Annotated in this window: 21 protein-coding genes; 15 read left to right on the top strand and 6 right to left on the bottom strand. The window is 65.1% G+C overall.

Annotation, left to right across the window (positions count from 1 at the left end; translation table 11 throughout):
• Positions 1 to 3 precede the first annotated feature (3 nt).
• Together paaI and paaG are read right to left on the bottom strand one after the other, a co-directional pair.
• On the bottom strand, positions 4 to 441 hold the full coding sequence (gene paaI, locus AC07Y0_RS19400) for a hydroxyphenylacetyl-CoA thioesterase PaaI (RefSeq protein ID WP_498679324.1): 438 nt from the start codon (positions 439 to 441) through the stop codon (positions 4 to 6).
• Positions 438 to 1,232 carry a 2-(1,2-epoxy-1,2-dihydrophenyl)acetyl-CoA isomerase PaaG gene (gene paaG, locus AC07Y0_RS19395; RefSeq protein ID WP_498679323.1) on the bottom strand — a complete coding sequence of 265 codons (795 nt, stop codon included), beginning with the start codon at positions 1,230 to 1,232 and terminating at the stop codon, positions 438 to 440. The genes paaI and paaG overlap by 4 nt, the downstream gene beginning before the upstream one ends.
• A gap of 107 nt (positions 1,233 to 1,339) precedes the next feature.
• On the opposite strand from paaG, the gene paaN reads away from it, so the two are divergent.
• The 15 genes from paaN to AC07Y0_RS19320 all read left to right on the top strand — a co-directional run bounded on the left by paaN (position 1,340) and on the right by AC07Y0_RS19320 (position 18,814).
• Positions 1,340 to 2,992: a phenylacetic acid degradation protein PaaN gene (gene paaN, locus AC07Y0_RS19390; protein ID WP_498679322.1), complete on the top strand. Its 1,653-nt coding sequence runs from the start codon at positions 1,340 to 1,342 to the stop codon at positions 2,990 to 2,992.
• A 38-nt stretch (positions 2,993 to 3,030) separates the two neighbouring features.
• Positions 3,031 to 4,173, top strand: coding sequence for an ABC transporter substrate-binding protein (locus AC07Y0_RS19385; RefSeq protein WP_498679321.1), 1,143 nt, complete (start codon positions 3,031 to 3,033; stop codon positions 4,171 to 4,173).
• Positions 4,174 to 4,274: 101 nt separating this feature from the next.
• A complete protein-coding gene (locus AC07Y0_RS19380; protein ID WP_028737540.1) occupies positions 4,275 to 5,147 on the top strand; it encodes a branched-chain amino acid ABC transporter permease in 873 nt (290 codons plus the stop codon).
• A 2-nt stretch (positions 5,148 to 5,149) separates the two neighbouring features.
• Positions 5,150 to 6,106 (top strand): branched-chain amino acid ABC transporter permease, encoded by a 957-nt coding sequence (locus AC07Y0_RS19375; RefSeq protein ID WP_498679320.1) that lies wholly within the window; start codon positions 5,150 to 5,152, stop codon positions 6,104 to 6,106.
• Positions 6,103 to 6,888 carry an ABC transporter ATP-binding protein gene (locus AC07Y0_RS19370; protein WP_498679319.1) on the top strand — a complete coding sequence of 262 codons (786 nt, stop codon included), beginning with the start codon at positions 6,103 to 6,105 and terminating at the stop codon, positions 6,886 to 6,888. The genes AC07Y0_RS19375 and AC07Y0_RS19370 overlap by 4 nt, the downstream gene beginning before the upstream one ends.
• Complete coding sequence (locus AC07Y0_RS19365; RefSeq protein WP_498679318.1) at positions 6,875 to 7,576, top strand: ABC transporter ATP-binding protein; 702 nt, start codon at positions 6,875 to 6,877, stop codon at positions 7,574 to 7,576. The genes AC07Y0_RS19370 and AC07Y0_RS19365 overlap by 14 nt, the downstream gene beginning before the upstream one ends.
• A gap of 6 nt (positions 7,577 to 7,582) precedes the next feature.
• Positions 7,583 to 9,529: a 3-hydroxyacyl-CoA dehydrogenase NAD-binding domain-containing protein gene (locus AC07Y0_RS19360; protein ID WP_498679316.1), complete on the top strand. Its 1,947-nt coding sequence runs from the start codon at positions 7,583 to 7,585 to the stop codon at positions 9,527 to 9,529.
• A 384-nt stretch (positions 9,530 to 9,913) separates the two neighbouring features.
• Positions 9,914 to 10,783 (top strand): MurR/RpiR family transcriptional regulator, encoded by an 870-nt coding sequence (locus AC07Y0_RS19355; RefSeq protein ID WP_498679315.1) that lies wholly within the window; start codon positions 9,914 to 9,916, stop codon positions 10,781 to 10,783.
• A gap of 53 nt (positions 10,784 to 10,836) precedes the next feature.
• A complete protein-coding gene (locus tag AC07Y0_RS19350) occupies positions 10,837 to 12,423 on the top strand; it encodes an ABC transporter substrate-binding protein (RefSeq protein ID WP_498679313.1) in 1,587 nt (528 codons plus the stop codon).
• A gap of 19 nt (positions 12,424 to 12,442) precedes the next feature.
• Positions 12,443 to 13,372 carry an ABC transporter permease gene (locus tag AC07Y0_RS19345; RefSeq protein WP_498679312.1) on the top strand — a complete coding sequence of 310 codons (930 nt, stop codon included), beginning with the start codon at positions 12,443 to 12,445 and terminating at the stop codon, positions 13,370 to 13,372.
• On the top strand, positions 13,369 to 14,232 hold the full coding sequence (locus AC07Y0_RS19340) for an ABC transporter permease (RefSeq protein ID WP_498679311.1): 864 nt from the start codon (positions 13,369 to 13,371) through the stop codon (positions 14,230 to 14,232). Before AC07Y0_RS19345 ends, AC07Y0_RS19340 begins: the two co-directional genes overlap by 4 nt.
• Positions 14,232 to 15,194 (top strand): ABC transporter ATP-binding protein, encoded by a 963-nt coding sequence (locus AC07Y0_RS19335; RefSeq protein ID WP_498679310.1) that lies wholly within the window; start codon positions 14,232 to 14,234, stop codon positions 15,192 to 15,194. The genes AC07Y0_RS19340 and AC07Y0_RS19335 overlap by 1 nt, the downstream gene beginning before the upstream one ends.
• Complete coding sequence (locus tag AC07Y0_RS19330) at positions 15,191 to 16,183, top strand: ABC transporter ATP-binding protein (protein ID WP_498679309.1); 993 nt, start codon at positions 15,191 to 15,193, stop codon at positions 16,181 to 16,183. Before AC07Y0_RS19335 ends, AC07Y0_RS19330 begins: the two co-directional genes overlap by 4 nt.
• Positions 16,173 to 17,663 carry a M81 family metallopeptidase gene (locus AC07Y0_RS19325; protein WP_498679308.1) on the top strand — a complete coding sequence of 497 codons (1,491 nt, stop codon included), beginning with the start codon at positions 16,173 to 16,175 and terminating at the stop codon, positions 17,661 to 17,663. Before AC07Y0_RS19330 ends, AC07Y0_RS19325 begins: the two co-directional genes overlap by 11 nt.
• A 23-nt stretch (positions 17,664 to 17,686) precedes the next feature.
• A complete protein-coding gene (locus tag AC07Y0_RS19320) occupies positions 17,687 to 18,814 on the top strand; it encodes an NAD(P)/FAD-dependent oxidoreductase (RefSeq protein WP_498679307.1) in 1,128 nt (375 codons plus the stop codon).
• Positions 18,815 to 19,211: 397 nt separating this feature from the next.
• On the opposite strand, the gene AC07Y0_RS19315 is transcribed toward AC07Y0_RS19320, so the two are convergent.
• From AC07Y0_RS19315 to AC07Y0_RS19300, 4 genes are read right to left on the bottom strand one after another with little or no spacing between them, the layout of a single operon-like run.
• Positions 19,212 to 20,051: a GNAT family N-acetyltransferase gene (locus AC07Y0_RS19315; RefSeq protein WP_498679306.1), complete on the bottom strand. Its 840-nt coding sequence runs from the start codon at positions 20,049 to 20,051 to the stop codon at positions 19,212 to 19,214.
• On the bottom strand, positions 20,048 to 20,794 hold the full coding sequence (locus tag AC07Y0_RS19310) for an aspartate/glutamate racemase family protein (protein ID WP_498679305.1): 747 nt from the start codon (positions 20,792 to 20,794) through the stop codon (positions 20,048 to 20,050). The genes AC07Y0_RS19315 and AC07Y0_RS19310 overlap by 4 nt, the downstream gene beginning before the upstream one ends.
• Positions 20,794 to 21,612, bottom strand: coding sequence for an ABC transporter permease (locus AC07Y0_RS19305; protein WP_498679304.1), 819 nt, complete (start codon positions 21,610 to 21,612; stop codon positions 20,794 to 20,796). The genes AC07Y0_RS19310 and AC07Y0_RS19305 overlap by 1 nt, the downstream gene beginning before the upstream one ends.
• A gap of 2 nt (positions 21,613 to 21,614) precedes the next feature.
• On the bottom strand, positions 21,615 to 22,520 hold the full coding sequence (locus AC07Y0_RS19300; RefSeq protein WP_498679303.1) for an ABC transporter permease: 906 nt from the start codon (positions 22,518 to 22,520) through the stop codon (positions 21,615 to 21,617).
• Positions 22,521 to 22,563: the final 43 nt, after the last annotated feature.

The following is a 22,563-nucleotide window of genomic DNA, read 5'->3' as shown; positions in this document are numbered from 1 at the left end:
GGTTCAGGCGGGATCGGGCAGGTGCGTGCCCTTCACCGTTCGCGACAGACCGCGAAACTCGGCGACCAGGTCGCCGCTCTGATTTGAAATGCGAATGTCGTAGATGCCGGACCGGCCCTTGCGCGAAATCTCGCGCGCCTCCGCCGTCAGCCGGTCGCCGATCCTCCCCGGGCTGATATAGGTGATCGAGCAGTTCTGCGCGACGGTCAGCTGATTGTAGCCGTTGCAGGCAAAGGCAAAGGCGCTGTCGGCGAGGGTGAAGATATAGCCGCCGTGGCAGTTGCCGTGGCCGTTGGACATGACTTCGGTGATGTCCATCGACAGCGTCGCCTGTCCGGGCGCGATGTGCTCGATGCGCATGCCGAGATTTTGCGATGCCGTGTCGAGGTCCCACATCGCCTTGGCGCAGGCTTCTGCCATTTCCTGTGCGTTCATCGTCATTTGCCCGAAAACTCCGGCTTGCGCTTTTCGAGGAACGCGGTGACACCTTCGGCATAGTCGGCCGTGCGGCCGGCTTCGCGCTGGCAGTCGCGCTCCATGTCGAGCTGTTCGTCGAGGCTGTTGGTGGCCGCGGCCTGGATGAGCCGCTTGGTGAGGCCGAGGCCCCGTGTCGCGCCTTCGGCCAACGAGCTGGCGAGCGTCTCGGCCTCGCCGATCAGCTGCTCGTCGTCGACGGCCTTCCAGATCAGGCCCCATTCGGCGGCGCGCTCCGCCATCAGCGGCTCGGCGGTCATCGCGAGCGCCTTGGCGCGCGGCTCGCCGAGAATGCGGGCAAGGCTCCAGCTGCCGCCGGCATCGGGGATCAGGCCGATCTTGGCGAATGCCTGGATGAACTTTGCCGAGCGGGCGGCCAGCACGATGTCGCAGGCAAAGGCGATATTGGCGCCGGCACCGGCCGCCACCCCGTTGACCGCGCAGATGACAGGCTTTTCGAGCGATCGGATCAGCCGCAGCGTCGGATTGTAGAAGGTTTCGAGCGTGTGGCCGAGATCGGGGGCAGGGCCGCCCTTGCGCGGATCGCGGTCGCCGAGATCCTGGCCGGCGGAAAAGCCACGGCCCGCCCCGGTCAGCAGCACAGCGCGCACGTCCGCGTCGTCGTGGGCGCGCTGAAGCGCCGCGCGCAACGCGATGTGCATTTCCTCATTGAACGAATTGAGTTTGTCCGGCCGGTTCAGCGTCAGCCGCAGAACCCCGTGATCGATCGTCACCAGAACGGTGTCGGATTGGTGCATCGCTCTCTCCCTGGTCCCCGCTCCGAATTTTCCCGGGGGCGTAAAAAGATCTTGCATAAACCGACCGGACGGTCAATGATAAAGGCAGGAGTAGGGAGGATTTTGCCATGGAAGACCTGTTCGGCCGTCATCGCGGTCTGCTGGAGACGGCTGTCAAAGCCTTGTCCGACCGGGGTTTCTGGTCGCCCTTCCCGGAAGTTCCGAGCGGCAAGATCTATGGCGAAACCGCCAAGGACGACGGCGAGGCTTCCTTCAAGGCCCTGCTCGGTACACAGTTCGAACTGCCCGGCCATCCGGAAGACAGGCGCCTCGGTTCCGAAGTGTCGCCCTGGGGTCCCGACCTCAGGATCCTCTATCCGGCGACCGATTCCGCAACGCTGGTTGCCGCCTCGAAGGCGGCCGGAGACGCCTGGGCCGATGCTTCGCCGGAGCTGCGCGTCGGAGTCTGCCTCGAAGTCCTGACACGTTTGAACCGCATCAGCTTCGAAATGGCCAATGCCGTGATGCACACGACCGGCCAGGCCTTTCCGATGGCCTTCCAGGCCGGCGGCCCGCATGCGCAGGACCGTGGACTTGAAGCGGTTGCCACGGCATGGGTGGAAATGACGCGCATACCCGGCCAGGCCACCTGGGAAAAGCCGCAGGGCAAGGCGGCGCCGATCGTTCTGGAAAAGAACTGGCAGATCGTGCCGCGCGGCGTCGCCCTCGCCATCGGTTGCCAGACTTTCCCGACCTGGAACACCTTTCCGGGCCTTTTCGCGAGCCTCGCGACCGGCAATACCGTGATCGTCAAGCCGCATCCCGGCGCCATCCTGCCGCTTGCACTGACCGTGAAGGTGGCGCGCGAGGTGCTGGTCGAGGCAGGCTTCCCGGCTGACGTGGTCCTGCTGGCTGTCGATCAGGCCGGCGCCGAAATTACCAGGGAACTGGTTACCCACCCGGACATCGGCATCATCGACTACACCGGTTCCAGCGCCTTCGGCGAATGGGTGCGCGACAATGCGCGTTCCGCCCAGGTCTTCACCGAGGAAGCCGGGGTGAACTCGATCGTCGTCGCCGCGACCGACGACTTCTCCGGCATGTGCGCCAACATCGCCTCCTCGCTGTCGCTCTATTCCGGCCAGATGTGCACCGCCCCGCAGGACATATTCGTGCCCCGCGCCGGCATCGCGACCGATGAAGGGCACAAGAGCTTCGACGAGGTGGCAACCGCGATCAGTGCTGCGGTCGACGCGCTGCTGAGCGACCCGGCTCGCGCTTCCGGCGTCTGCGGCGCGATCGCCAATCCGGCGACGTTTGCGCGGATCGACAAGGCGCGCGGCTTCGGCCGCATCGTCCGCGATTCGCAGCCGCTGGCCTCCGCTTGCAGCGCCACCCCGCTGATCGTCGCCGTGGACGCCGCCGAGACCAAGGTCCACGAGGACGAGTGCTTCGGACCGGTTGCCTTCATTGTCGCTGTCGACAGCGCCGAAGCGGGCATCGATGCCGCAGCCAACCTTGCCCGCCGCAAGGGCGCCATCACCGCCGCGCTCTACGATACCGATGAGGCGCGCATAGCTTACGCGGTCAAGGCCTTCGCCCGCGCCGGCGTCAACCTGTCGATCAACCTGACCGGCAACATCTTCGTCAATCAGTCAGCTGCGTTTTCCGACTTTCACGTCACCGGCGGTAATCCCGCCGGCAATGCCAGCCTGACCGACACCGCCTTTGTTACCAACCGGTTCCGGCTGGCGATGTGGCGCCGCCCGAAAGCGGCGTAATCGACTTCTCAATTCAACGTTCTCAGGGAGGAGACACAATGAAAATCACGACGACAACTGCACTTGCCACGCTGATGGCACTGGGCATCGCAACCGCAGCCCAGGCCGAGATCAAGGTCGGTGCGACCGTATCGGCAACCGGCCCCGCCTCGTTCCTCGGCGACCCGGAAGCCAAGACGCTCGAAATGCTGGTGGAGGAAATCAATGCCGCCGGCGGCGTCAATGGCGAGCCGCTCAAGCTCGTGCTTTATGACGACGGCGGCGACCCGAACAAGGCGCGCACCTTCGCGACCCGCCTCGTCGAGGACGACGAAGTCGTCGCCATCATCGGCGGCACGACGACCGGCACGACCATGTCGATCATTCCGGTCGCCGAAGACTCCGAAGTTCCGTTCATCTCGCTCGCCGGCGCAATCGAAATCATCGATCCGGTCAAGCACTGGGTCTTCAAGACCCCGCATACCGACCGCATGGCCTGCCAGAAGATCTTCGAGAACATGAAGAAGAACGCGATCACCAAGATCGGCGTGATTTCCGGCACCGACGGCTTCGGCGCTTCGATGCACAAGCAGTGCGTCGCCGTCGCCGGCGACTACGGCATCGAGATCGCCGCCGACGAAACCTACGGCCCGCAGGACGCGGACATGACCCCGCAGCTGACCAACATCAAGGGCACGGCCGGCGTGCAGGCCGTGCTGAATGCCGGCTTCGGCCAGGGCCCGTCGATCGTGACGCGCAACTATTCGCAGCTGGCCGTCGGCCTGCCGCTCTATCAGTCGCATGGTGTCGCCTCTGACGGCTTCATCGAGCTGGCCGGCGCAAAGGCCGCCGAAGGCGTGCGCCTTCCCGGAACCGCCCTTCTGGTCGCCGGCATCCTGGCGGATGGCGATGCCCAGAAGGCTGTCGTTACCGCCTACAAGACGGCCTACGAGAAGAAGACCGGCTCCGCCGTCTCGACCTTCGGCGGCTACGCTCACGACGCGCTGCGCATCCTGGTCGATTCGATCGGCCGGGCCGGCTCGGCCGAACCCGAAGCGATCCGCGACGCGATCGAATCGACCAAAGGCCTGGTCGGCACCACCGGTGTCGTGACCATGACGGCGGAAGATCACCTCGGCCTCGATCTCTCGGCATTCCGCATGCTGGAGATCAAGGACGGCGGCTGGACGATCATCGAATAAGCACCCGCGGCGCCCCGCCTCGGGGCGACGGCATTGGCGTGGAGCCTGCCTGTGACAGCCAGGCTCCACCTCAAGAACAATCGGCCACAGTGGGGTCTTCGATGCCTGAACTGATGCAGTTCCTTCTTTCCGGCCTGACGGTCGGGGCAGTCTATGCGCTGGTCGCGCTGGGCTTCACCATCATCTACAACGCCTCGGACGTGGTGAATTTCGCCCAGGGCGAGTTCGTCATGCTGGGCGGCATGATCACGGTGTTCGCCTTCGACGCCGGCCTGCCGCTGCCGCTGGCCGCGCTGATCGCCATCACCGTGACCGCAGCGATTGGCGTCGCGCTGAACAAGCTGGCGATCGGACCGGCGCGGGGCGCGCCCGTGGTCTCGCTGATCATCATCACCATCGGTGCGTCGATCTTCATTCGCGGCGTGACCCAGCTGGTCTTCGACAAGCAGCTCCATCGTTTTCCCGCGTTTACCGGCGACGAACCGATCCAGATCCTCGCCGCCACCATCCTGCCGCAGAGCCTGTGGGTCATTGCCGGCGCCGTCGTCGTCTTCGTCGGTCTCTGGCTCTTCTTCACCCGCACCCTGACCGGCAAGGCGGTGCTCGCCACGTCCAACAATCGCCTGGCGGCCCAGCTCGTCGGCATCAACACCAACTGGGTGATGACGCTCTCCTTTGCGCTTTCGGCTGCCATCGGCGCGCTCGCCGGCGTGCTCGTCACCCCGATCACGCTGACCAGCTACGACCTCGGCATCGCGCTGGCGCTCAAGGGTTTTGCCGCAGCCATGCTCGGCGGCATGGGCAATCCCAAGGGTGCGCTCGTCGGCGGCATCCTGCTCGGCCTGTTCGAAGCGCTGACGGCCGGCTTCATCAGTTCGCAATACAAGGATGCCGTCGCCTTCGTCGTCATCCTCGCCGTCCTCTTCGCCATGCCGCAAGGCCTGTTCGGACGCAATTCGGTCAATCGGGTGTGATGATGCGGCTCACGACAAAACAGACCACCCTCCTGGTGCTGGCGCTGCTGATTGCGGCGACACCCTTCTTCTTTCCCTCGGCCTTCTATTTCCGCGTCGGATCGCTGCTCTTCGTCAATGGCGTGGCGGTGCTCGGCATCGTCATCCTGACGGGCTTTGCCGGACAGATCAGCCTTGGCCATGCGGGCTTTGCCGGCATCGGCGCCTATGCCTCGGCGTTGGCGCCCGTGCATCTTGGCCTGCACCCGGCTTTCGCCGCTGTTCTCGGCGCGGCGCTTTCGGCTGCGATCGCCTATGTGGTCGGCCGGCCAATCCTGCGGCTCAAGGGCTACTATCTTGCCGTCGCATCGCTCGGCTTCGGCATCCTGGTCTCCATGGTGCTGTCGAACGAGGCCTGGCTCACCGGCGGGCCGGACGGCATCGCGGTGGCCGATCTCGGCCTGCGCCAGGCGCTCGCTGCGCTGGGGCTCAAGCTTTCGGCGCCGGAGTTCTGGTACTTCTTCTGCGGCCTCTGCCTGCTGGTCGGCGCCTGGCTCGCCCTCAACCTCTATGACAGCCCGACGGGCCGGGCGCTTCGGGCGCTGCATGGTTCGGAGATCGCCGCCAGCACGGTCGGCGTCGACGTGCCCCGGCTAAAGCTGCAGGCCTTCGTTATCTCGGCGGTGTATGCCTCGGTGTCCGGTTCGCTGCTGGCCCTGCAGAACAAGTTCATCACGCCGGATGTCGCGGGCTACATGCACTCGATCGAGCTTGTCACCATGGCCGTGCTCGGTGGCGCCGGCTCGGTGCTGGGCGCGATCCTCGGCGCCGGCATTCTCACCCTCCTCCCGCAGGTGCTCACCGTGTTTGCCGAATACGAGCAAGTCATGCTCGGGCTGGTGATGATGCTGGTCATGATCTTCCTGCGCGAAGGCCTGCTGCCGTCGCTGCTGCGTCAATTTACCGGGAGGGGAGCATGAGCCTTCTCAGCGTCGAGGGATTGGGAATTGCCTTCGGCGGCCTGAAGGCCGTCGACAATGTCAGCTTTTCCGTCAATCCCGGAGAAATCGTCTCCGTCATCGGGCCGAACGGTGCCGGCAAGACCACCCTGTTCAACATGATCTCGGGCGTCTACATGCCGAAATCGGGCAAGGTGCGACTGAACGGCGAAGAGGTGACCGGCTTCTCGCCGCATCTTCTCGCCCGCCGCGGCATGTCGCGCACCTTCCAGAACCTGCAGATCTTCCAGAACATGACGGTGCTGGAAAACGCCATTGCCGGCTTCCATCTGCGGGAAAAGGGCTCGGTATTCGCCGACCTGCTCGGGCTGCCGGCGTCGCGCCGGCGCTCCAGGGAGGCGCAAGCCGGGGCACGCGAACTGCTGGCCCGCGTGGGCCTTGCCAACGCCGCCGAACTCGAAGCCGGCAACCTCTCCTATGGCGCGCTGAAGCGGCTGGAGATCGCCCGGGCCCTTGCCCTCGACACCAAGGTCCTGCTGCTCGACGAGCCGGCTGCCGGCTGCAACGCCGTCGAGACCGAGGAGATCGACCACCTGATCGCCGAGGTGGCGGCCTCCGGCGTCGCCATCCTTCTGGTCGAGCACGACATGAAGATGGTGATGCGCATCTCCAACCACATCGTCGTCCTCGATCATGGGGTGAAGATCGCCGAGGGCGACCCCGCCGCCGTCGCGCGCAATCCGGATGTCATCGCGGCCTATCTCGGAACCCAGGCACAGGAGGCGTCCCATGCTCACAGTTGAGGGCCTGCGGTCGCGCTACGGCCGCATCGAAGCGCTGCACGGCATCGACCTGCACATCGATTCCGGCGAGATCGTCACCATCGTCGGTGCCAATGGCGCCGGCAAGACGACGCTGCTGCGCTGCCTGTCCGGTCTGCGGCCGATCAGCGCCGGCCAGATCATCTTCCGCGGCGAGGCGCTGGCCACCACGCCCGCCTACAAGCGGCTGAGACGCGGCCTTGCCCAGTCTCCCGAAGGCCGGCAGATCTTCACCAACCTGACGGTGGAGGAAAACCTGCGCCTCGGCGCCTTCCTCTTCACCGACGACCGGGTCGACCGGGACATGGAAAACGCCTTCCAGATGTTCCCGATCCTCAAGGAGAAGCGCAACCTCGCCGCCGGCGGCCTGTCGGGCGGCCAGCAACAGATGCTGGCGATCGCCCGCGCGCTGATGGGGCGCCCCTCCTGCCTGCTGCTCGACGAGCCCTCGATGGGGCTGGCGCCCATTCTCGTCCAGCAGATCTTCGACGTGGTGAAGAGCATGCGCGATCTCAAGGTCACCGTGCTGCTGGTCGAGCAGAACGCCTTCGGTGCCCTGTCGGTCGCCGACCGCGGCTATGTCATGGAAACCGGCAAGATCACCATGGAAGGACCGGCCGGCGAATTGCTCGCCGATCCCCGCATTCGAGAAGCCTATCTGGGAATCTGATCATTCATGTCCGTCGTCACCATCGCCCGTGAGGGTAACATCGCCGTCGTCACGATCGACAACCCGCCCGTCAACGCTTTGAGCCAGGCCGTGCGCCAGGGTCTCGTCGATGCGGCGAGCGCGCTGGACGGCGATCCCGAGGTCTCGGCCGTGGCGCTGGTCTGCACCGGGCGCACCTTCATCGCCGGCGCCGACGTCAGCGAATTCGACAAGCCGCCGCAGCCGCCGCATCTGCCCGACGTCGTCTCGGCCATCGAGCTCGCGGCCAAGCCCTGGATCGCGGCGATCCATGGCTCTGCCCTCGGGGGCGGCTTCGAAATCGCCGTCGGTTGCCTCTTCCGGCTTGCGACGGCGGATGCCTCGGTCGGCCTCCCGGAAGTGACACTCGGGCTCGTTCCGGGCGCCGGCGGAACGGTGCGCACGCTGCGGCTCGTCGGCGTCGAGACGGCCGTCGATCTGGTGACCACGGGCAAGCCTGTGCGCGGGCCGCGGGCGCTGGAGCTCGGCCTCATCGACAGGATCGTCGAGGGCGACCTGCGCGCCGCCGCCATCGGCTTTGCGCGCGACGCGCTTTCCCATCCGCTGCCCCAACCGCTTTCGCAGCGCCCCTTATCAGAAGTGCCGGAAGCCTTCTGGACCGAGACCGCAGCCGCCATCGCCAAGCGCGCCAGGGGCGAGGTTGCGCCCCTCAGGGCTCTTGCCTGCCTGCGCAGGGCAAGCGAGGCCGATTTTGCCGCCGCGATGCAGTTCGAGCGCGCCACCTTCCTGGAACTGCGGGGCTCCGAACAGGCGGCGGCGCTGCGCCACGTCTTCTTCGCCGAGCGGGCAGCCCCGCGGCCGGCGGCCCTGTCCGGCGTTCAGGCTCTGCCGCTTCGGAATGCCGCGGTGATCGGCGGCGGCACCATGGGCGCGGGCATTGCCGCGGCTCTGCGCGATGCAGGCCTGCCGGTCATCCTGATCGAGCGGGACGATGCGGCCGTCGAGCGCGGCATTGCCAATCTGAGAGACATCTTCGCCGGCGCCGTCAAGCGCGGGCGCCTCACCGAAGCGGCCGCCGAAACGCGGCTTGCCGGCGTGACGGGTTCGACGGACTATGCAGCCCTTGCCGATACTGACCTCGTGATCGAGGCCGTGTTCGAGGAGCTTTCCGTCAAGCGACAGGTGTTCGAGCAACTCGGCCGTGTCTGCCGTCCCGATGCGGTGCTGGCGACCAACACCTCCTATCTCGATCCGCGCGCGATCGCCGAGCGCCTGCCCAATCCGGCCCGGTTCATCGGCCTGCATTTCTTCAGCCCGGCCAATGTCATGAAGCTCCTGGAGATCGTGCCGACGCCGCAGACCGCCGACCAGACGCTCGCCACGGGTTTTGCGCTCGGGCGAATGCTTGGCAAGGTGCCGGTGCGCGCCGGCATCTGCGAAGGCTTCATCGGCAACCGCATCCTCAAGCGCTATCGCGCCGAGGCGGAAGCGCTGGTCGGCCAAGGCGTGGCGATTGTCGCCATCGATGCGGCCATGCGCGGCTACGGCTTCGCCATGGGTCCTTTCGAAGCGCAGGACCTCGGAGGGCTCGACATCGCCTTTCTGCAGCGCGAGGGCGCGCGCGCGGCGGGCCAGGATGTGCCGGAAACGCTCGGCGACATTCTGGTGCGGGCCGGACGCAAGGGCCAGAAGACCGGTGGCGGCTGGTATGACTACAAGCCCGGCGATCGCCGGCCGCTTCCCTCGGAGGAGGTCACCCGCCTTCTCGGCGCTCTGATCCAACCCGGCCCGGCACTGGATGCCGAGGCGATCGCCGATCGTCTGGTCGGCGCCATGGCCCGCGAAGGCGAAGCCATTTTGGCGGAGGGCATCGCCGAAAAGGCAGCCGACATCGACCTCGTGGAAATCCACGGCTACGGTTTCCCGCGCTGGCGCGGCGGTCCGATGTTCAGCACCCGGACGACCTCAGCCTGATAAGTTGCCACCGGCATTCCCAGCTGAATGGTTTTGTGCTCCACCGCCGCGACGGTGGAGCATCGTAGATTCTGTAAATTTATTCTTTGATAGCCGGCTAATCGAAACCTTGTGGTGCTATGCCCACTTGCGCCTCGCTTTCGCCACCGGCCGTGCGAGCTCGGCCCCGCCGCCGCCGCCGATCATGATTTCAAGACATCCCGGGACCCTCTGTCGGCGCGCATCCCCCGTGAAGGGCGCGCGGTCGCCATGTCGATGCAAGCGCGGTTCCGCTGTCCGGATTGTCTGCCGCAACTTTTTCGTAAGCACCCTTGACGCGATGGTATTTAAATATACCGTAGGCGCAGCGAGATATAAAAATAACATTTTTGATGTGGGAACGGAATGGCGACGGTCAAGGAACGCTTGCTCGACAGCATGGAAAATTCGACGGCCGCCGGCCGGGCGATCGCCACCTATATGTTGTCGAACCTAAGCGAACTTCCCTTCGAGACGGCCGCCAGCATTGCGGCCAAGGTCGGCGTCGGCGAAATGACGGTCGGACGCTTCTGCCGCTCGCTGGGCTACAATCATTTCAAGGAACTGAAGGTTGACCTGAAGGACGACTTCGGCGACAGCCCCTGGCTGGTCGGCGACCGGCTGAAGGATTTTGCCGCCCGCGCCCGTTCGGGAAACGACCAGCTGGCCGCCGGCCTCGAGATGGAAATCGGCGCGCTGGTGCGGGTCTATGAACTGGCCCAGACGCCGGAATTCGACCGTTTCATCACGCGCCTCAGCACCGCACGCAAGGTTTACTGCGCCGGCTTCCAGACCGAGCGCGGCGTCGCATCCGTGCTCGCCCACCAGCTCCAGTATCTGCGCGACGAGGTCCATGTCGTCGACGTCGCCGCCGGCAATTTCGTCGACGTGCTGCTCACCGACCCGACCGGCATCATGCTGGTGGTGATCGATACCCGCCGCTATTCGCGCCAGAGCAAGCTTCTGGCCGAGGCGGCCCATGCCAGGGGCATTCCGGTCACCATTATCACCGACACCTACTGCGATTGGGCGACTTCCGTCTCCAGCGAGGTCTTCGCCGTGCCGACGGCGCTGAACCAGTTCTGGGATTCTCTGAGCCCCCTGGTCTCGCTCGTGCAGCTCGCCATCAACGGCGTCTTCAGCCAGCTGGGCGCCGAGGTCGAGAACCGGCTCGGCCAGATGTTCAATTGTTACAAGACCTTTACGGGCTATGCCGGAGGCACCCCGGAAGACTGACAAGGCCTAAACCTCCTCCCGTCATGCAAAGCTAAAAAAGGGGAACGCAGACGATGACCAAGATGAAGTGGGAATTCAAAGGTGCGATGATCGCGCTGACACTCGCCTGCGCCGGCACCATGCCGGCATCGGCGCTGCTAGCGGCGGAGGCCGTCTTCGTGCTGCCGTCGTCGGAAGCCGGCGCGGCCAACCACGATCCGATCCGCGGCACGCTGATGACGCTCGCCGATGCGCTGATCTACGACCGGCTCGTCGTCCAGGGCGCCGACCAGGGCTATTATCCGCACCTGGCGTCCAGCTGGGAAACCTCGCCCGACGGCATGAGCTGGACCTTCCACCTCAAGGAAGGCGTCAAGTTCCACGACGGCGAGCCCTTCAACGCCAAGACCATCGAATGGTGGATCCCGAAATTCGCCGGCACCGAGAACGAGTATCTCGTCGGCGGCATCGACAAGGTGGAAGTGGTCGACGACCTGACCGTGCGTTTCATCATGAAGCACCCGGACGCCAACCTGCTCTACAACCTGTCGAGCGCCTTCATGGGCGTTCCGAGCCCCAAGGCCTTTGATGCCGAGGGCACCAATTACGGCGTGACGGTTGCCGTCGGCACCGGCCCCTACAAGCTCGAAAGCTTCACCACCGGTGTCGAATCCGTGCTCGTGCGCAACGAGGACTACACCTGGGGCAGCGCCGCGTCGGAAAACAAGGGTCCGGCCAAGATCGACCGCCTGACGCTGCGCGAAATCGCCGATTCCTCGACCAGCTTCCTCGAGCTGAAGACCGGCGGCGTCGACGCCGTACTCGACGTTCCAAGCGACATCCTGCCGCAATATGCGACGCTCGAAAATGCCACCGTGCAGAGCATGCCCGGCTTCGGCACCTTCTACATGCCGATCAACACGACGGTCGAGCCCTTCACCGACCTCAAGGTCCGCAAGGCCACCGCGCTTGCCGTCAACCAGCAGGAGATCCTCGACAAGCTGTTCGGCGGCAGGGGACTTGCAGCCCACAACTTCCTGATCGCCTCGCTGCCGGAATCCAAGGTCGACCCGAAGTTCGACATCTCCTACGATCCCGAACAGGCCAAGGCCCTGCTCGAGGAAGCCGGCTGGAAGGCCGGTCCCGACGGCAGTCGTTCGAAGGACGGCAAGCCGCTGACGGTCACGCTCTGGACCCAGAGCGACACCGAGTTCAAGCGCCTTTCCGAAGTCATCCAGGCACAGTTGAAGGCCGTCGGCATCAACGCCGAAATCACCGTCTTCGACACGAGCTCGATCCGCGCCGAATACAAGAAGGGCACCCAGCAGCTCGCGGTGCGCAGTTATGGCTGGAACAATGCCGACATTCTCGACTGGTTCTTCTCCGGCGAGCGTCTGGGCTATCCGAACGTTTCGATGTGGAAGGACCCAAAGGCCGAGGAGCTGCGCGTCAAGGCCCTGACGGCGTCGAAGACCCCGGAAGAGCGCGTCGCCAACTTCATCACCTATCATGAATATGTGCTGAGCCAGGTTCCCTTCGCGCCGATCTACGAACCGGTCCAGACGGTCGTCTTCAACAAGGAGCGGCTGAGCGTGCCGGCCAAGATCAACGGCCCGCAGTTCTCCGCACAGACCGTCCTCGACATCGACGTAAAGGAATGATGGTTCGGGGACGACGGATATGATGGGTTATGCGCTCAGGCGCCTTCTTGCGATGATACCGGTCTTCTTCGTCGTCTCCGGCGTGGTCTTCCTGATCGTCCATCTCGTGCCGGGCGATCCGGTGGACAATCTGATCAGGACCGGCTCCTCACCCGACCAGCGGGCGGCGATCATCGCCCGCTACGGGCTGGACCGGAGCATTGTCGAGCAATATCTCACCTGGCTCGGCAATGTCGCCCAGGGTGACCTCGGGACGGCGATCGTCATGCGCCGCCCCGTGGCCGACCTCATCCTCGCCAACCTGGCTCCGAGCCTCGCGCTCGGAACCTGGGCGCTCGCGTTCTCCGCCGTATTCGGCATTGTCGCCGGCGCGCTCGCCGCCACCTATCGCGACCGTTTCGTCGACCATTCGCTGATGGGATTGTCACTGCTTGGCTCCACCGTGCCGACCTTCTGGCTCGGCCTGCTGATGATCATGCTGTTTGCCGTCCAGCTCGGCTGGGTCCCGGTCTCCGGCGCGCGTCACTGGACCTCTCTCATCCTTCCGGTCCTGACCGTCGGCCTCGGCGGCATGGCGCTCGTCGCCCAGGTGACGCGTGTCGCCATGATCGAGACTTCGCGCGAGGATTTCGTCATGCTGCTGCATGCCAAGGGCCTGTCGCGTTTCCGCATCCAGATCGCCCATGTGCTGCGCCATGCGCTGATCCCGGTCGTCACCATCCTCAGCCTGCGCATCGGCCTGATCGTCGGCGGCTCGGTGACGGTCGAATATGTCTTCGCCCGGCCCGGTCTCGGCTCGCTGCTGATCCGCGCGCTCGGCCAGCGCGACTATCCCCTGATCCAGGGCTGTCTGCTGTTCCTCGCCATGGCCGTCATGCTCGGCACGCTGCTCGGAGATCTGCTGCAGGCCGCCATGGACCCGCGCCAGCGGGAGGAAGCCGCGGCATGACCTCGCACACCCGTCAGGCCTCCTTCCTGTCGCGCCTCGCGGCACTCGCCCCCACGCCCGGCGCTGCCCTCTCCGGCGTCGCGCTTGCGGCCCTCGCCATCGCCGCGATCGGCGCCCCCTGGCTGTCGCCCTATGCCTATGACGCGCAGAACCTGTCGATCGCCAACCAGGCGCCCTCCGCCCTGCACTGGTTCGGCACGGACGAATTCGGCCGCGACATTCTCTCCCGCGTGATCTACGGCGCACGCACCTCGCTCAGCGTTTCCGTCGTGTCGATCACCCTGTCGCTGCTCGGCGGCATCCTGATCGGCTCCGTCTGCGGCTATCTCGGCGGCCGCTTCGACCGCCTGATGATGTCGGCCGTCGACCTCACCTGGTGTTTCCCGGAAATCCTGCTGGCGCTGCTGATCGTCGCGATCCTGGGCCCTGGATCTGGCAGCACGGTGCTTGCCATCGCGATCGCCTATCTCGCCCAGTTCACCCGCCTGACCCGCACCCAGATCATCACGCTGAAGCGCCAGACCTTCGTCGAGGCGAGCCGCAGCATGGGCGCCGGCCCGCTGCACATCATGATGCGCCGGCTCTTGCCCAATGCGATCGCCCCCGTCGTCGTCGTCGCCATGCTGTCGACCGGCAACGCTATCCTGCTCGAGGCGACGCTCGGCTTCTTCGGCATGGGCGCCCAGCCGCCGGTGCCGAGCTGGGGCGGCATGATGAGCACGGGCTCGGCCCAGCTCTTCAACGCGCCCTGGGTCATCCTGTGGCCGGGCATTTTCGTCGCCGCTTCGGTGATCTTCATCAATCTGTTCGGTCAGGGAGTGCTCAAGTCCCTCGACGTCAAGGCGAGGATGAGAAGCTGATGGCGCCCCTCCTCAAAGTCGAGCAGCTGCATATCGGCTTCGGCCCGCTCGAACCGCTCGCCGGCGTCGATATCGCTGTCGATCGCGGCCGCATCCTCGGTCTGGTCGGCGAATCCGGCTCGGGCAAGTCGATGACCGCCATGAGCGTCATGGGGCTCCTGCCGCTGATGGGCGGGCGCATCACCTCCGGCCGCGTCATGTTCGACGGGACGGACCTGACGACGATCAGCGAAAGGGACTACCGCAACCTGCGCGGCGGGCGGATCGCCCTCATCACCCAGAACCCGATGACATCGCTCGATCCGGTGATGCGCGTCGGCCGCCAGATCGACCAGGTCGCCGAACTGCATCTGAAGCTCGACCGCAAGGCGGCCAAGGAAAAGACCATCGGCCTGATGGCGCGCATGCGCATTCCTTCGCCGGAAATGACCTATGACCTCTTCCCGCACCAGCTGTCCGGCGGGCTTCGCCAGCGCATCGTCATCGCCATGGCGCTGGCCGGCGATCCGGATCTGCTGATCGCCGACGAGCCGACCACGGCGCTGGACGTCACCGTCCAGGCGCAGATCATCGCGCTGCTCTCGGAGCTGGTCCGGGAAAAGGGTCTGGGCCTCATCCTCATCACCCATGATATGGGCGTCGTCGCCCAGACCTGCGACGAGGTGGCGGTCATGTATTGCGGCAAGGTCGTCGAATACGGCCAGGTCAACGCCATCTTCGATGCGCCCCGCCATCCCTACACCCGCGCGCTGATCGGCTGCATCCCGCAGCCCGGTATGGCGCCGCGCAGTCTCGCCGGCATCCCCGGCATGGTACCGCCTGCAAGCGCCATGCCGGCCGGCTGCCGCTTCAATCCGCGCTGTCCACTGGCGATCGAGGTCTGCCACAGCGCAAGCCCGCCGAGTGTGATTGAGGCCGGCCGCTCGGTTGCCTGTTTCCTCGCCGAAGGAGAAAGCGCATGACGCCGCTTCTTTCCATCCGCTCGCTCTCGCGCGTCTTTTCCAGTGGCGGCGGCCTGTTTGCCAAGAAACGCCGCTTCCGTGCCATCACCGACGTGTCCTTCGATCTTGCGCGCGGCGAAATCCTCGGCGTCGTCGGCGAGTCCGGCTGCGGAAAGTCCACGCTCGCCCGTCTCGTCTCCCGCCTGATCGAGCCGAGTGCCGGTGAAATCCTGTTCGATGGCCAGGACATCCGTCCGCTGAAGGGCCGCACGCTTGCCCGGTTGCGCCGCCGCTTCCAGATGGTGTTCCAGGATCCCTATTCCTCGATCGATCCGCGGCAGTCGATCCGCGACGCTTTGCTCGAACCCTTCGATGTCCAGGGCATCGCCATGAGCCGGGCCGAGCGCGGCGCGAAAGTGGCCGAACTGCTCGCCATGGTCTCGCTGCCGGCCCATCTCGCCGACAGCTACCAGCACCAGCTGTCCGGCGGGCAGAAACAGCGCGTCGGCATCGCTCGGGCGCTGGCGCTCAATCCCTCCCTGGTGGTGCTCGACGAACCGACCGCCTCGCTCGACGTCTCGATCCAGGCGCAGGTCATCAACCTGCTGCAGGATCTGCGCGACCGCCTCGACCTCACTTACATGTTCATCTCGCACGACTTGGCGCTGGTCCAGTATTTCTGCGACCGCATCCTCGTCATGTATCTCGGGCGTATCGTCGAGGTCCTGCCGCGGGGAGCGACGCCCACCCATCCCTATACGGTGGCCCTGCTCGACAGCGCCTTCGTACCCGATCCGCACAATCGCCGCGACATTCCCCGCATCCGCGGCGAGATTCCGAGCGGCTATGACGAACCCAGGGGCTGCGCCTTCGCCAGCCGCTGTCCCCTCGTCGAGGATCGCTGCCGCAGCCAATTGCCTCACCTGAAATCCCTGTCCGGAACCCATGCCGTGGCCTGCCACGTCAAGGGTATGGCGCCCATCATACTGGAGACCGAGAATGCCGTTTAAAGTTTTGACTGCCGAATTCATGCACGAATCCAATACGTTCAGCATTCGCAAGACCGGCATTCCGGAGTTCCAGCGCGAGACCCTTATGTTCGCCGACGAAGCGATCGCCAAACGCAGCCAGTCGAACACCGGCCTTGCCGGCGCGCTGGTGTGCCAGAAGGAATTCGGCTGGGACATGCGCCATTCGGTCAGCGCCTGGACAGAGCCGTCGGGCCCGGTAACCGTCGAGGCCTATGAATACCTGACCGGCAAGATTGTCGAAGCCGCCAAGGCGGAAAAGTTTGACGGTATCCTGCTCTGCCTGCACGGCGCCATGGTGGCGGAACACACGGACGACGGCGAGGGCGAACTGCTGGAGCGCCTGCGCGCCGTCGTAGGTCCCGATCTGCCGATCGCGGTGACCCTTGATCTGCATGCCAACGTGACAAAACGCATGTGCGCGCTGGCGCAGATCCTCGTCTCCTACAAGACCTACCCCCACATCGACCTGCGCGAAACGGCCTATCATGCCGGCACGCTGCTCAACCGCACCATGAAGGGCGAGATCGCCCCGAAGACGCTGCGTATCCAGCTGCCCATGCTGGAAGAGGCAAACGGCGGCCGTACGGACGTCGGCGCCATGGTCGAGCGCATCGCCAAGGCCCGTGCCTACGAAAAGAACGAACCGGGCGCGCTCGCCGTCAGCATCAACGGCGCCTTCCCGGAAGCCGACATTCCGGAAGTCGGCCCGACCGTGCTCGTCACCTATGACGGCGATCCGGCCCGCCACCAGGCCTTTGCCGAAACGCTCGCCGCTGACATTTGGGAAAAGCGCAACGAGGTGATGAACACCTTCCACCCGGTCGAAACGGTCGCCGACATGGCGCGCACCTATCCGAAGTCGAACGGCCCGCTGATCATCGCCGACTATGCCGACAATCCGGGCGGCGGCTCTTACGGCGATTCCACCAACCTGCTGAAGGCCATGCTCGAAGCCGGCGTCGATGACGCTGCCTTCGGCCCGATGGTCGACCCTGAGGCTGCAGCGGAACTTGCCGCCAAGGGCGAGGGCGCCACGGTGACGATCGCCATCGGCGGCAAGACCGATCCGCGCTTCGGCGGCGAACCGCTGACGGTGACCGGCACCATTCGCCTCGTCAGCGACGGTCATTTTGTCGGCGACGGCCCGATGGTCGGCGGCCTGGAACAGAGCTTTGGCACCAGCGCAGTGCTGGTCGTCGACGGAATCGAGGTGCTGGTGACCAGCGTGCCGCTGCAGATGCTCGACCTGCAGCAGTTCCGCGCCTTCGGCATTGATCCGGCAAAGAAGCGCGTGGTCGGCCTCAAGTCGATGCAGCATTTCCGCGCCGCCTTCGAGCCGATCGCCAGCAAGGTCGTGGTCTGTGACAGCGGGGCGCTCTGCACGCTCGACTATGCCCGACTGCCCTACAAGAAGATCCCGCGGCCGATCTTTCCGCTCGACAGGGACGTGGCGCGCTGATCAACAGCGCCGGAGGAAACGACATGGAGATTTTCGACGTTGCCGTCGTGGGAGGCGGCATCGCCGGTGCATCTTTCGCCTATCGGGTGGCCGGGCATCGTTCGCTCGTGCTGCTCGAGGCGGAAGCGCAGGTGGGCTATCATTCGACCGGCCGCTCGGCCGCGGAGTTCTCGCGGCAGTTCCAGAACGAGACGACCGGCCTGCTTGCCGACGCGTCCTATGACCTCCTGGCCAATCCGCCTGAGGGCTTCGCCGATGTGCCGCTGTTGATCCCTCGCGGCAATCTGGTGATCGCCAGCGAGGACCGACTGCCGAAGCTGGATGCCGCCTTCCGGGAAGTCATCGCCACTTCGGCGCAATCGCGACCGGTCTCCGTCGAGGAGGCGATCGCCATGGTGCCCTTCCTCCGGCCCGACTACATGGCGGGCGCCTTCTACGATCCCGCCTGCTGGGACATGGAGGTGGAGAGCATTCTCCAGGGCTATTTCCGCGGCGCGCGCCGCAACGGTGCCGACATCCGCACCGGCTCGCCGGTTTCTGCCGTCGAGCGGGACGGCGGGATCTATCGGCTGCAGACGCCGCAGGGCCCGATCCTCGCGCGCCGCATCGTCAACGCGGCCGGGGCCTGGGCGGATCGGCTGGCGGTGCTCGCCGGGCTGGCGCCGCTCGGCATCGTGCCGCATCGGCGGACCGCGATCACCGTCGACGTGCCGGCGGACTACGACTTGGCGCCCATGCCGGGCGTCAACGAGGTCGACGAGGATTTCTACTTCAAGCCGGAAGCAGGCAAGCTGATGGTATCGCCGGCCGATGCGACCCCGAGCGATCCTTGCGACGCCCAGCCGGAGGACATCGACGTCGCCTATGCCGCGCACTTCCTCGAACAATCGACGACGCTTCCGGTGAAGACCATTTCGCACAAATGGGCGGGGCTGCGCTCCTTCACGGCCGACAAGCTGCAGGTCGTCGGTTTCGACCGCAGGGACCCGGACTTCTTCTGGCTGGCCGGCCAGGGCGGCAGCGGAATCCTCACCTCGCCGGCGCTGTCCGAATGGGCCGCGGGCCTGTTCCTCGACGGTCATCCACCCGAGCGACTCGTCGGTCTCGGTCTGGAGCCGGAGATCTTCTCTCCCCGCAGATTGGCGAGTTGATCGTCGATCACGGAGGCGGCGCTTGCGCGAGACACTTGTCATCCGGGTGGTAGAGAAAGCCCGTGTTGATTCCAAAACCATGATTCCGGCTATGTGTTGCGCGCATAGCTGCACTGCAACAAAATGCCTATAAAATGCGCATGAATCGGATATAGTCGTTTTCAACGAAGCGATGCACCTCCTCCCGCAAAGCTTCGTGTTTCAGATGGCCCGCTCCTCCTCCCAAGGGCCGTTTGTCAGAGCAGCGACACTCCTCCTCCCAGTCGCTGTTCGGTTCTTTTCGAAAAGCCTGCCGCACCTCCTCCCGCGGCAGGCTTTTTCGTTTTGGCGTCCGAACGGCAGGACAACTGCCCGGAAGAGCCGGCCAGAGAAAACCCGCGCAGCCGCAGATCCGCCGCTAACCCAGTTCAAGCGTGGTTATCGCGAAGATACCTGCCGTGTGCACCCGTGGCGCGGGGCCGCGGTACATCCGCGCCGTTGTGAACCCCCGGCTGAAACCCCGCTCGCGCAGATATTCGGCGAAACCGCCCTGTTCATCGGGAATGTCGAGATGCAGTACGGCTCCGCCCGCCTCTTCGGCGCAGGCGTCCAGCAGGGTTTCCGCCTCGTCGAACGTCCCGGCGAAGAGCGGGCCGATCTTGAAGCCGTCATGGCATCGCCGCATCACGGCATAGCCGCGTATCGCGCCGTCGCGGATGACGGCGTGGGCAGACCTCGGGGACCGGAGCCATTCTCTGAGGAATGACGAACGCTCGGCGGGAAAATGGCGGGCGTCGAAGGCCAGGAGGTCGTCGAGCAGATCCTGGGGGACGTGGACGGTGCCGCGGTTTCCCGCCACGACATCCAGCCGGCCGCTCCAGCGTGATGTCTGGTACGCCGGGACGAAACCCATCGAGCGGTAGTTCTCCTGCTGTTGCGGCACCCCGTCCAGTCCGATCGTCCGGCCTTCGAGGTGGGCCATGCCAGCATCCCAGACCAGGCGGCCGAACCCTTTTCCTCGATGGGCCGGATGACAGATGTAGAGGCCGATAAATCCGAACGCGGAACCGTACCGTACGGCCGAGATGCCGGACACCATCTCGGGCCCGACGAAACAACCGATAAAACCGGAGGGATCAGCCGCGCGGAAGGGCTCGGCATCCGCCAGCCCCGGATTCCACCCCTCGATCCGTGCCCAGTCGATGAGCCGTTCAATCTCTTCGGGCGACAGGGTTCGAATGATCGGTGGAGACGTCATGGCAACGAATGGGTTCGGGGTTCGAAGATGTCGAGCAGGCCAGTGTAGCGTTTGGCGATCGGCGCAGCATAGGCGCCGCGCTTGGCAGTGGACAAGCCCAGCGCGACAAGGGTCTCGGCATGCTTGACCGCGGCGGCCACGCCGTCGACGACCGGTACGCCGAATTCGCGCCTGAGATCCAGCGTCAGGTCTGCCATTCCGGCGCAGCCGAGCACGATGGCCTCCGCCCTGTCGTCCCGCAGCGCTGCCGCGATCTCGTTGCGCAGCCGGTCCCTCGCATTCGACTGCGGATCCTCGAGTGACAGGACGGGCACGTCGGCGGCGCGCACATTGCAGCGGCCGGCCATGCCGTAGCGCTGGACCAGATGCTCGATCGGCAGACGCGAGCGCTCCATGGTCGTGACGATCGTGAAGCGCTGGGCGATGAAGGCGGTGGCGGCGAGCGCCGCCTCGCAAATGCCGATGACCGGGATGTCGGCCATGGCCCGGGCAGAATCGAGGCCCGTATCGTCGAAGCAGGCGATGACGGCCGCGTCTGCGCCGGCGCTTTCGCCCCTAGCGATTTCAAGCAGCAGGCCGGGTACGGCAAAGGCTTCGTCGTAATAGCCCTCGATCGAGGCCGGACCCATCGAGGAGGTGACGGCGACGATCTCCGTTGCCGGACCTGCGATGCGCCTGGCGGCATCGGCGATCGTCGCCGTCATACTGGCAGTCGTGTTCGGATTGACGACGAGGATGCGCATCAGCCACGCATCCGCCGACGGTTCATCGTGACGATCAGGCCGAGCGTGGCGCCGATGACGACCAGCGAGAACACAGTGGTGACGGTGCCGAGCGCGTAGAGCACCGGCGTCGTCACATTGGTGGTCATGCCGTAGATTTCCAGCGGAAGCGTATTGAAGGTGCCGGCCGTCATCAGCGTCCGGGCAAATTCGTCGTAGGACAGCGTGAAGCCGAACAGGCCCACCCCGATCAGGCTGGGCGCGATCATCGGCAGGACGACATGGGCAAAGGTCTGCCAGGAGGTCGCCCCGAGATCGCGTGCAGCCTCCTCATAGGCCGGGGAGAAGCGGTTGAAGACGGCGAACATGATCAGCACGCCGAAGGGCAGGGTCCAGGTCAGGTGGGCACCGAAACCCGACGTGTACCAGGCGGGCTGAAGACCGAGCTGCTGGAACACCACGCCGATGCCGAGCGAAATGATGATGGACGGCACGACGAGACTGGCCACGGCCAGATAGAAGAGCGCCGTCGATCCGGCAAACCGCCTGCGGAAGGCAAGGCCCGCCAGAAGCGAGACGACGACGGTGACGACCATCACCATCAGGCCGAGCATCGCCGAGCGGCGGAAACTGCCGCCGAAATCGCCGACGGCCTGGGTTTCGAACAGGTTGGCGAACCAGCGCAGCGACACGCCGTTGAGCGGGAAGGTGAGCCCGCCATTCGGTCCCTGGAAGGAGAGGATGACGATGGCCGAGAGCGGTCCGTAGAGGAAGACGACGAAGAGAGCGAAGAAGGCGGCGAGGATGTAGAATTCGCGCCCGCGCTTGTCGGCATGCATGGTTACAGCTCCTTGCGAATGTCGACGATGCGCAGGATGCCCGCGACCATCAGGAGAACGAGCACCAACAGCACCACGGCATTGGCGGCGGCGGCGGGGTATTGCAGCAGCGACATCTGGTTCTTCATCATCAGCGCGACCGAGGCGCTCTGGCCGCCGGACATGACCTGCACGGTCGAGAAGTCCGCCATCACCAGCGTGACCACGAAGATCGTGCCGATCGCCATGCCGGGCTTGGCGAGCGGCAGGATGACGTTGGTGAGGATCTGAAAGCTCGAGGCGCCGGCGTCGCGCGCCGCTTCGACGAGCGATTTGTCGATGCGCATCAGCGTGTTGAAGATCGGCGTCACCATGAACAGCGTGTAGAGATGGACCATGGCCAGGACCACGGCGAAATCGGAATAGAGCAGCCATTCGATCGGCTGCGACACGATGCCGGCATCGACCAGCGCGGTGTTGACCAGCCCGTTGCGGCCGAGCACCGGGATCCACGAGATCATGCGGATGATGTTCGAGGTGAGGAACGGCACCGTGCAGACGAGGAACAGCACCATCTGCATGGCCGAGGTGCGAATGTGGAAGGCGAGGAAATAGGCGACCCAGAAGCCGACGAAGAGGGTGATCGCCCAGACGACGAAGGCGAATTTCAGCGTGTTGAGATAGGTCTTCCAGGTGACCCAGGAGCCGAGCGTTTCGGTATAGTTGAAGGTCACGAAGTCGGGATACATCTGGGCGAAGTCATAGTCCCAGAAGCTGACGACCGAGATCATCAGGATCGGCAGAAGCAGGAAGGCGCCGAGAATGATCGCCAGAGGCGCCGCCTGGACATAGGAGACCAGCCAAGCCGGCAGCCGGATGACGCGTTTCGGCCTCGGCGCGCCGATGCCCAGGAATCGCACTGTCACCATGAGCTGTTTCCTTTACCCGTCAATTGTCGAAATGGCCCCTCAT

Source organism: Allorhizobium sp. GW101-3B10 (genome assembly GCF_059424725.1).
The sequence above is the reverse complement of the archived record's forward strand: the minus strand, read 5'-3'. Positions and strand labels throughout refer to the sequence as shown.

Bases quoted from the DNA above. Each gene is read 5' to 3' on its own strand.
- AC07Y0_RS19330 (WP_498679309.1), top strand. From the start codon at position 15,191: ATGACGCCGCTTCTTTCCATCCGCTCGCTCTCGCGCGTCTTTTCCAGT.
- AC07Y0_RS19355 (WP_498679315.1), top strand. From the start codon at position 9,914: ATGGCGACGGTCAAGGAACGCTTGCTCGACAGCATGGAAAATTCGACG.
- AC07Y0_RS19305 (WP_498679304.1), bottom strand. From the start codon at position 21,612: ATGCATGCCGACAAGCGCGGGCGCGAATTCTACATCCTCGCCGCCTTC.
- paaI (WP_498679324.1), bottom strand. From the start codon at position 441: ATGACGATGAACGCACAGGAAATGGCAGAAGCCTGCGCCAAGGCGATG.
- AC07Y0_RS19375 (WP_498679320.1), top strand. From the start codon at position 5,150: ATGCGGCTCACGACAAAACAGACCACCCTCCTGGTGCTGGCGCTGCTG.
- AC07Y0_RS19335 (WP_498679310.1), top strand. From the start codon at position 14,232: ATGGCGCCCCTCCTCAAAGTCGAGCAGCTGCATATCGGCTTCGGCCCG.
- paaN (WP_498679322.1), top strand. From the start codon at position 1,340: ATGGAAGACCTGTTCGGCCGTCATCGCGGTCTGCTGGAGACGGCTGTC.
- AC07Y0_RS19370 (WP_498679319.1), top strand. From the start codon at position 6,103: ATGAGCCTTCTCAGCGTCGAGGGATTGGGAATTGCCTTCGGCGGCCTG.
- AC07Y0_RS19360 (WP_498679316.1), top strand. From the start codon at position 7,583: ATGTCCGTCGTCACCATCGCCCGTGAGGGTAACATCGCCGTCGTCACG.
- AC07Y0_RS19320 (WP_498679307.1), top strand. From the start codon at position 17,687: ATGGAGATTTTCGACGTTGCCGTCGTGGGAGGCGGCATCGCCGGTGCA.
- AC07Y0_RS19350 (WP_498679313.1), top strand. From the start codon at position 10,837: ATGACCAAGATGAAGTGGGAATTCAAAGGTGCGATGATCGCGCTGACA.
- AC07Y0_RS19300 (WP_498679303.1), bottom strand. From the start codon at position 22,520: ATGGTGACAGTGCGATTCCTGGGCATCGGCGCGCCGAGGCCGAAACGC.
- AC07Y0_RS19310 (WP_498679305.1), bottom strand. From the start codon at position 20,794: ATGCGCATCCTCGTCGTCAATCCGAACACGACTGCCAGTATGACGGCG.
- AC07Y0_RS19325 (WP_498679308.1), top strand. From the start codon at position 16,173: ATGCCGTTTAAAGTTTTGACTGCCGAATTCATGCACGAATCCAATACG.
- paaG (WP_498679323.1), bottom strand. From the start codon at position 1,232: ATGCACCAATCCGACACCGTTCTGGTGACGATCGATCACGGGGTTCTG.
- AC07Y0_RS19365 (WP_498679318.1), top strand. From the start codon at position 6,875: ATGCTCACAGTTGAGGGCCTGCGGTCGCGCTACGGCCGCATCGAAGCG.
- AC07Y0_RS19380 (WP_028737540.1), top strand. From the start codon at position 4,275: ATGCCTGAACTGATGCAGTTCCTTCTTTCCGGCCTGACGGTCGGGGCA.
- AC07Y0_RS19315 (WP_498679306.1), bottom strand. From the start codon at position 20,051: ATGACGTCTCCACCGATCATTCGAACCCTGTCGCCCGAAGAGATTGAA.
- AC07Y0_RS19340 (WP_498679311.1), top strand. From the start codon at position 13,369: ATGACCTCGCACACCCGTCAGGCCTCCTTCCTGTCGCGCCTCGCGGCA.
- AC07Y0_RS19385 (WP_498679321.1), top strand. From the start codon at position 3,031: ATGAAAATCACGACGACAACTGCACTTGCCACGCTGATGGCACTGGGC.
- AC07Y0_RS19345 (WP_498679312.1), top strand. From the start codon at position 12,443: ATGATGGGTTATGCGCTCAGGCGCCTTCTTGCGATGATACCGGTCTTC.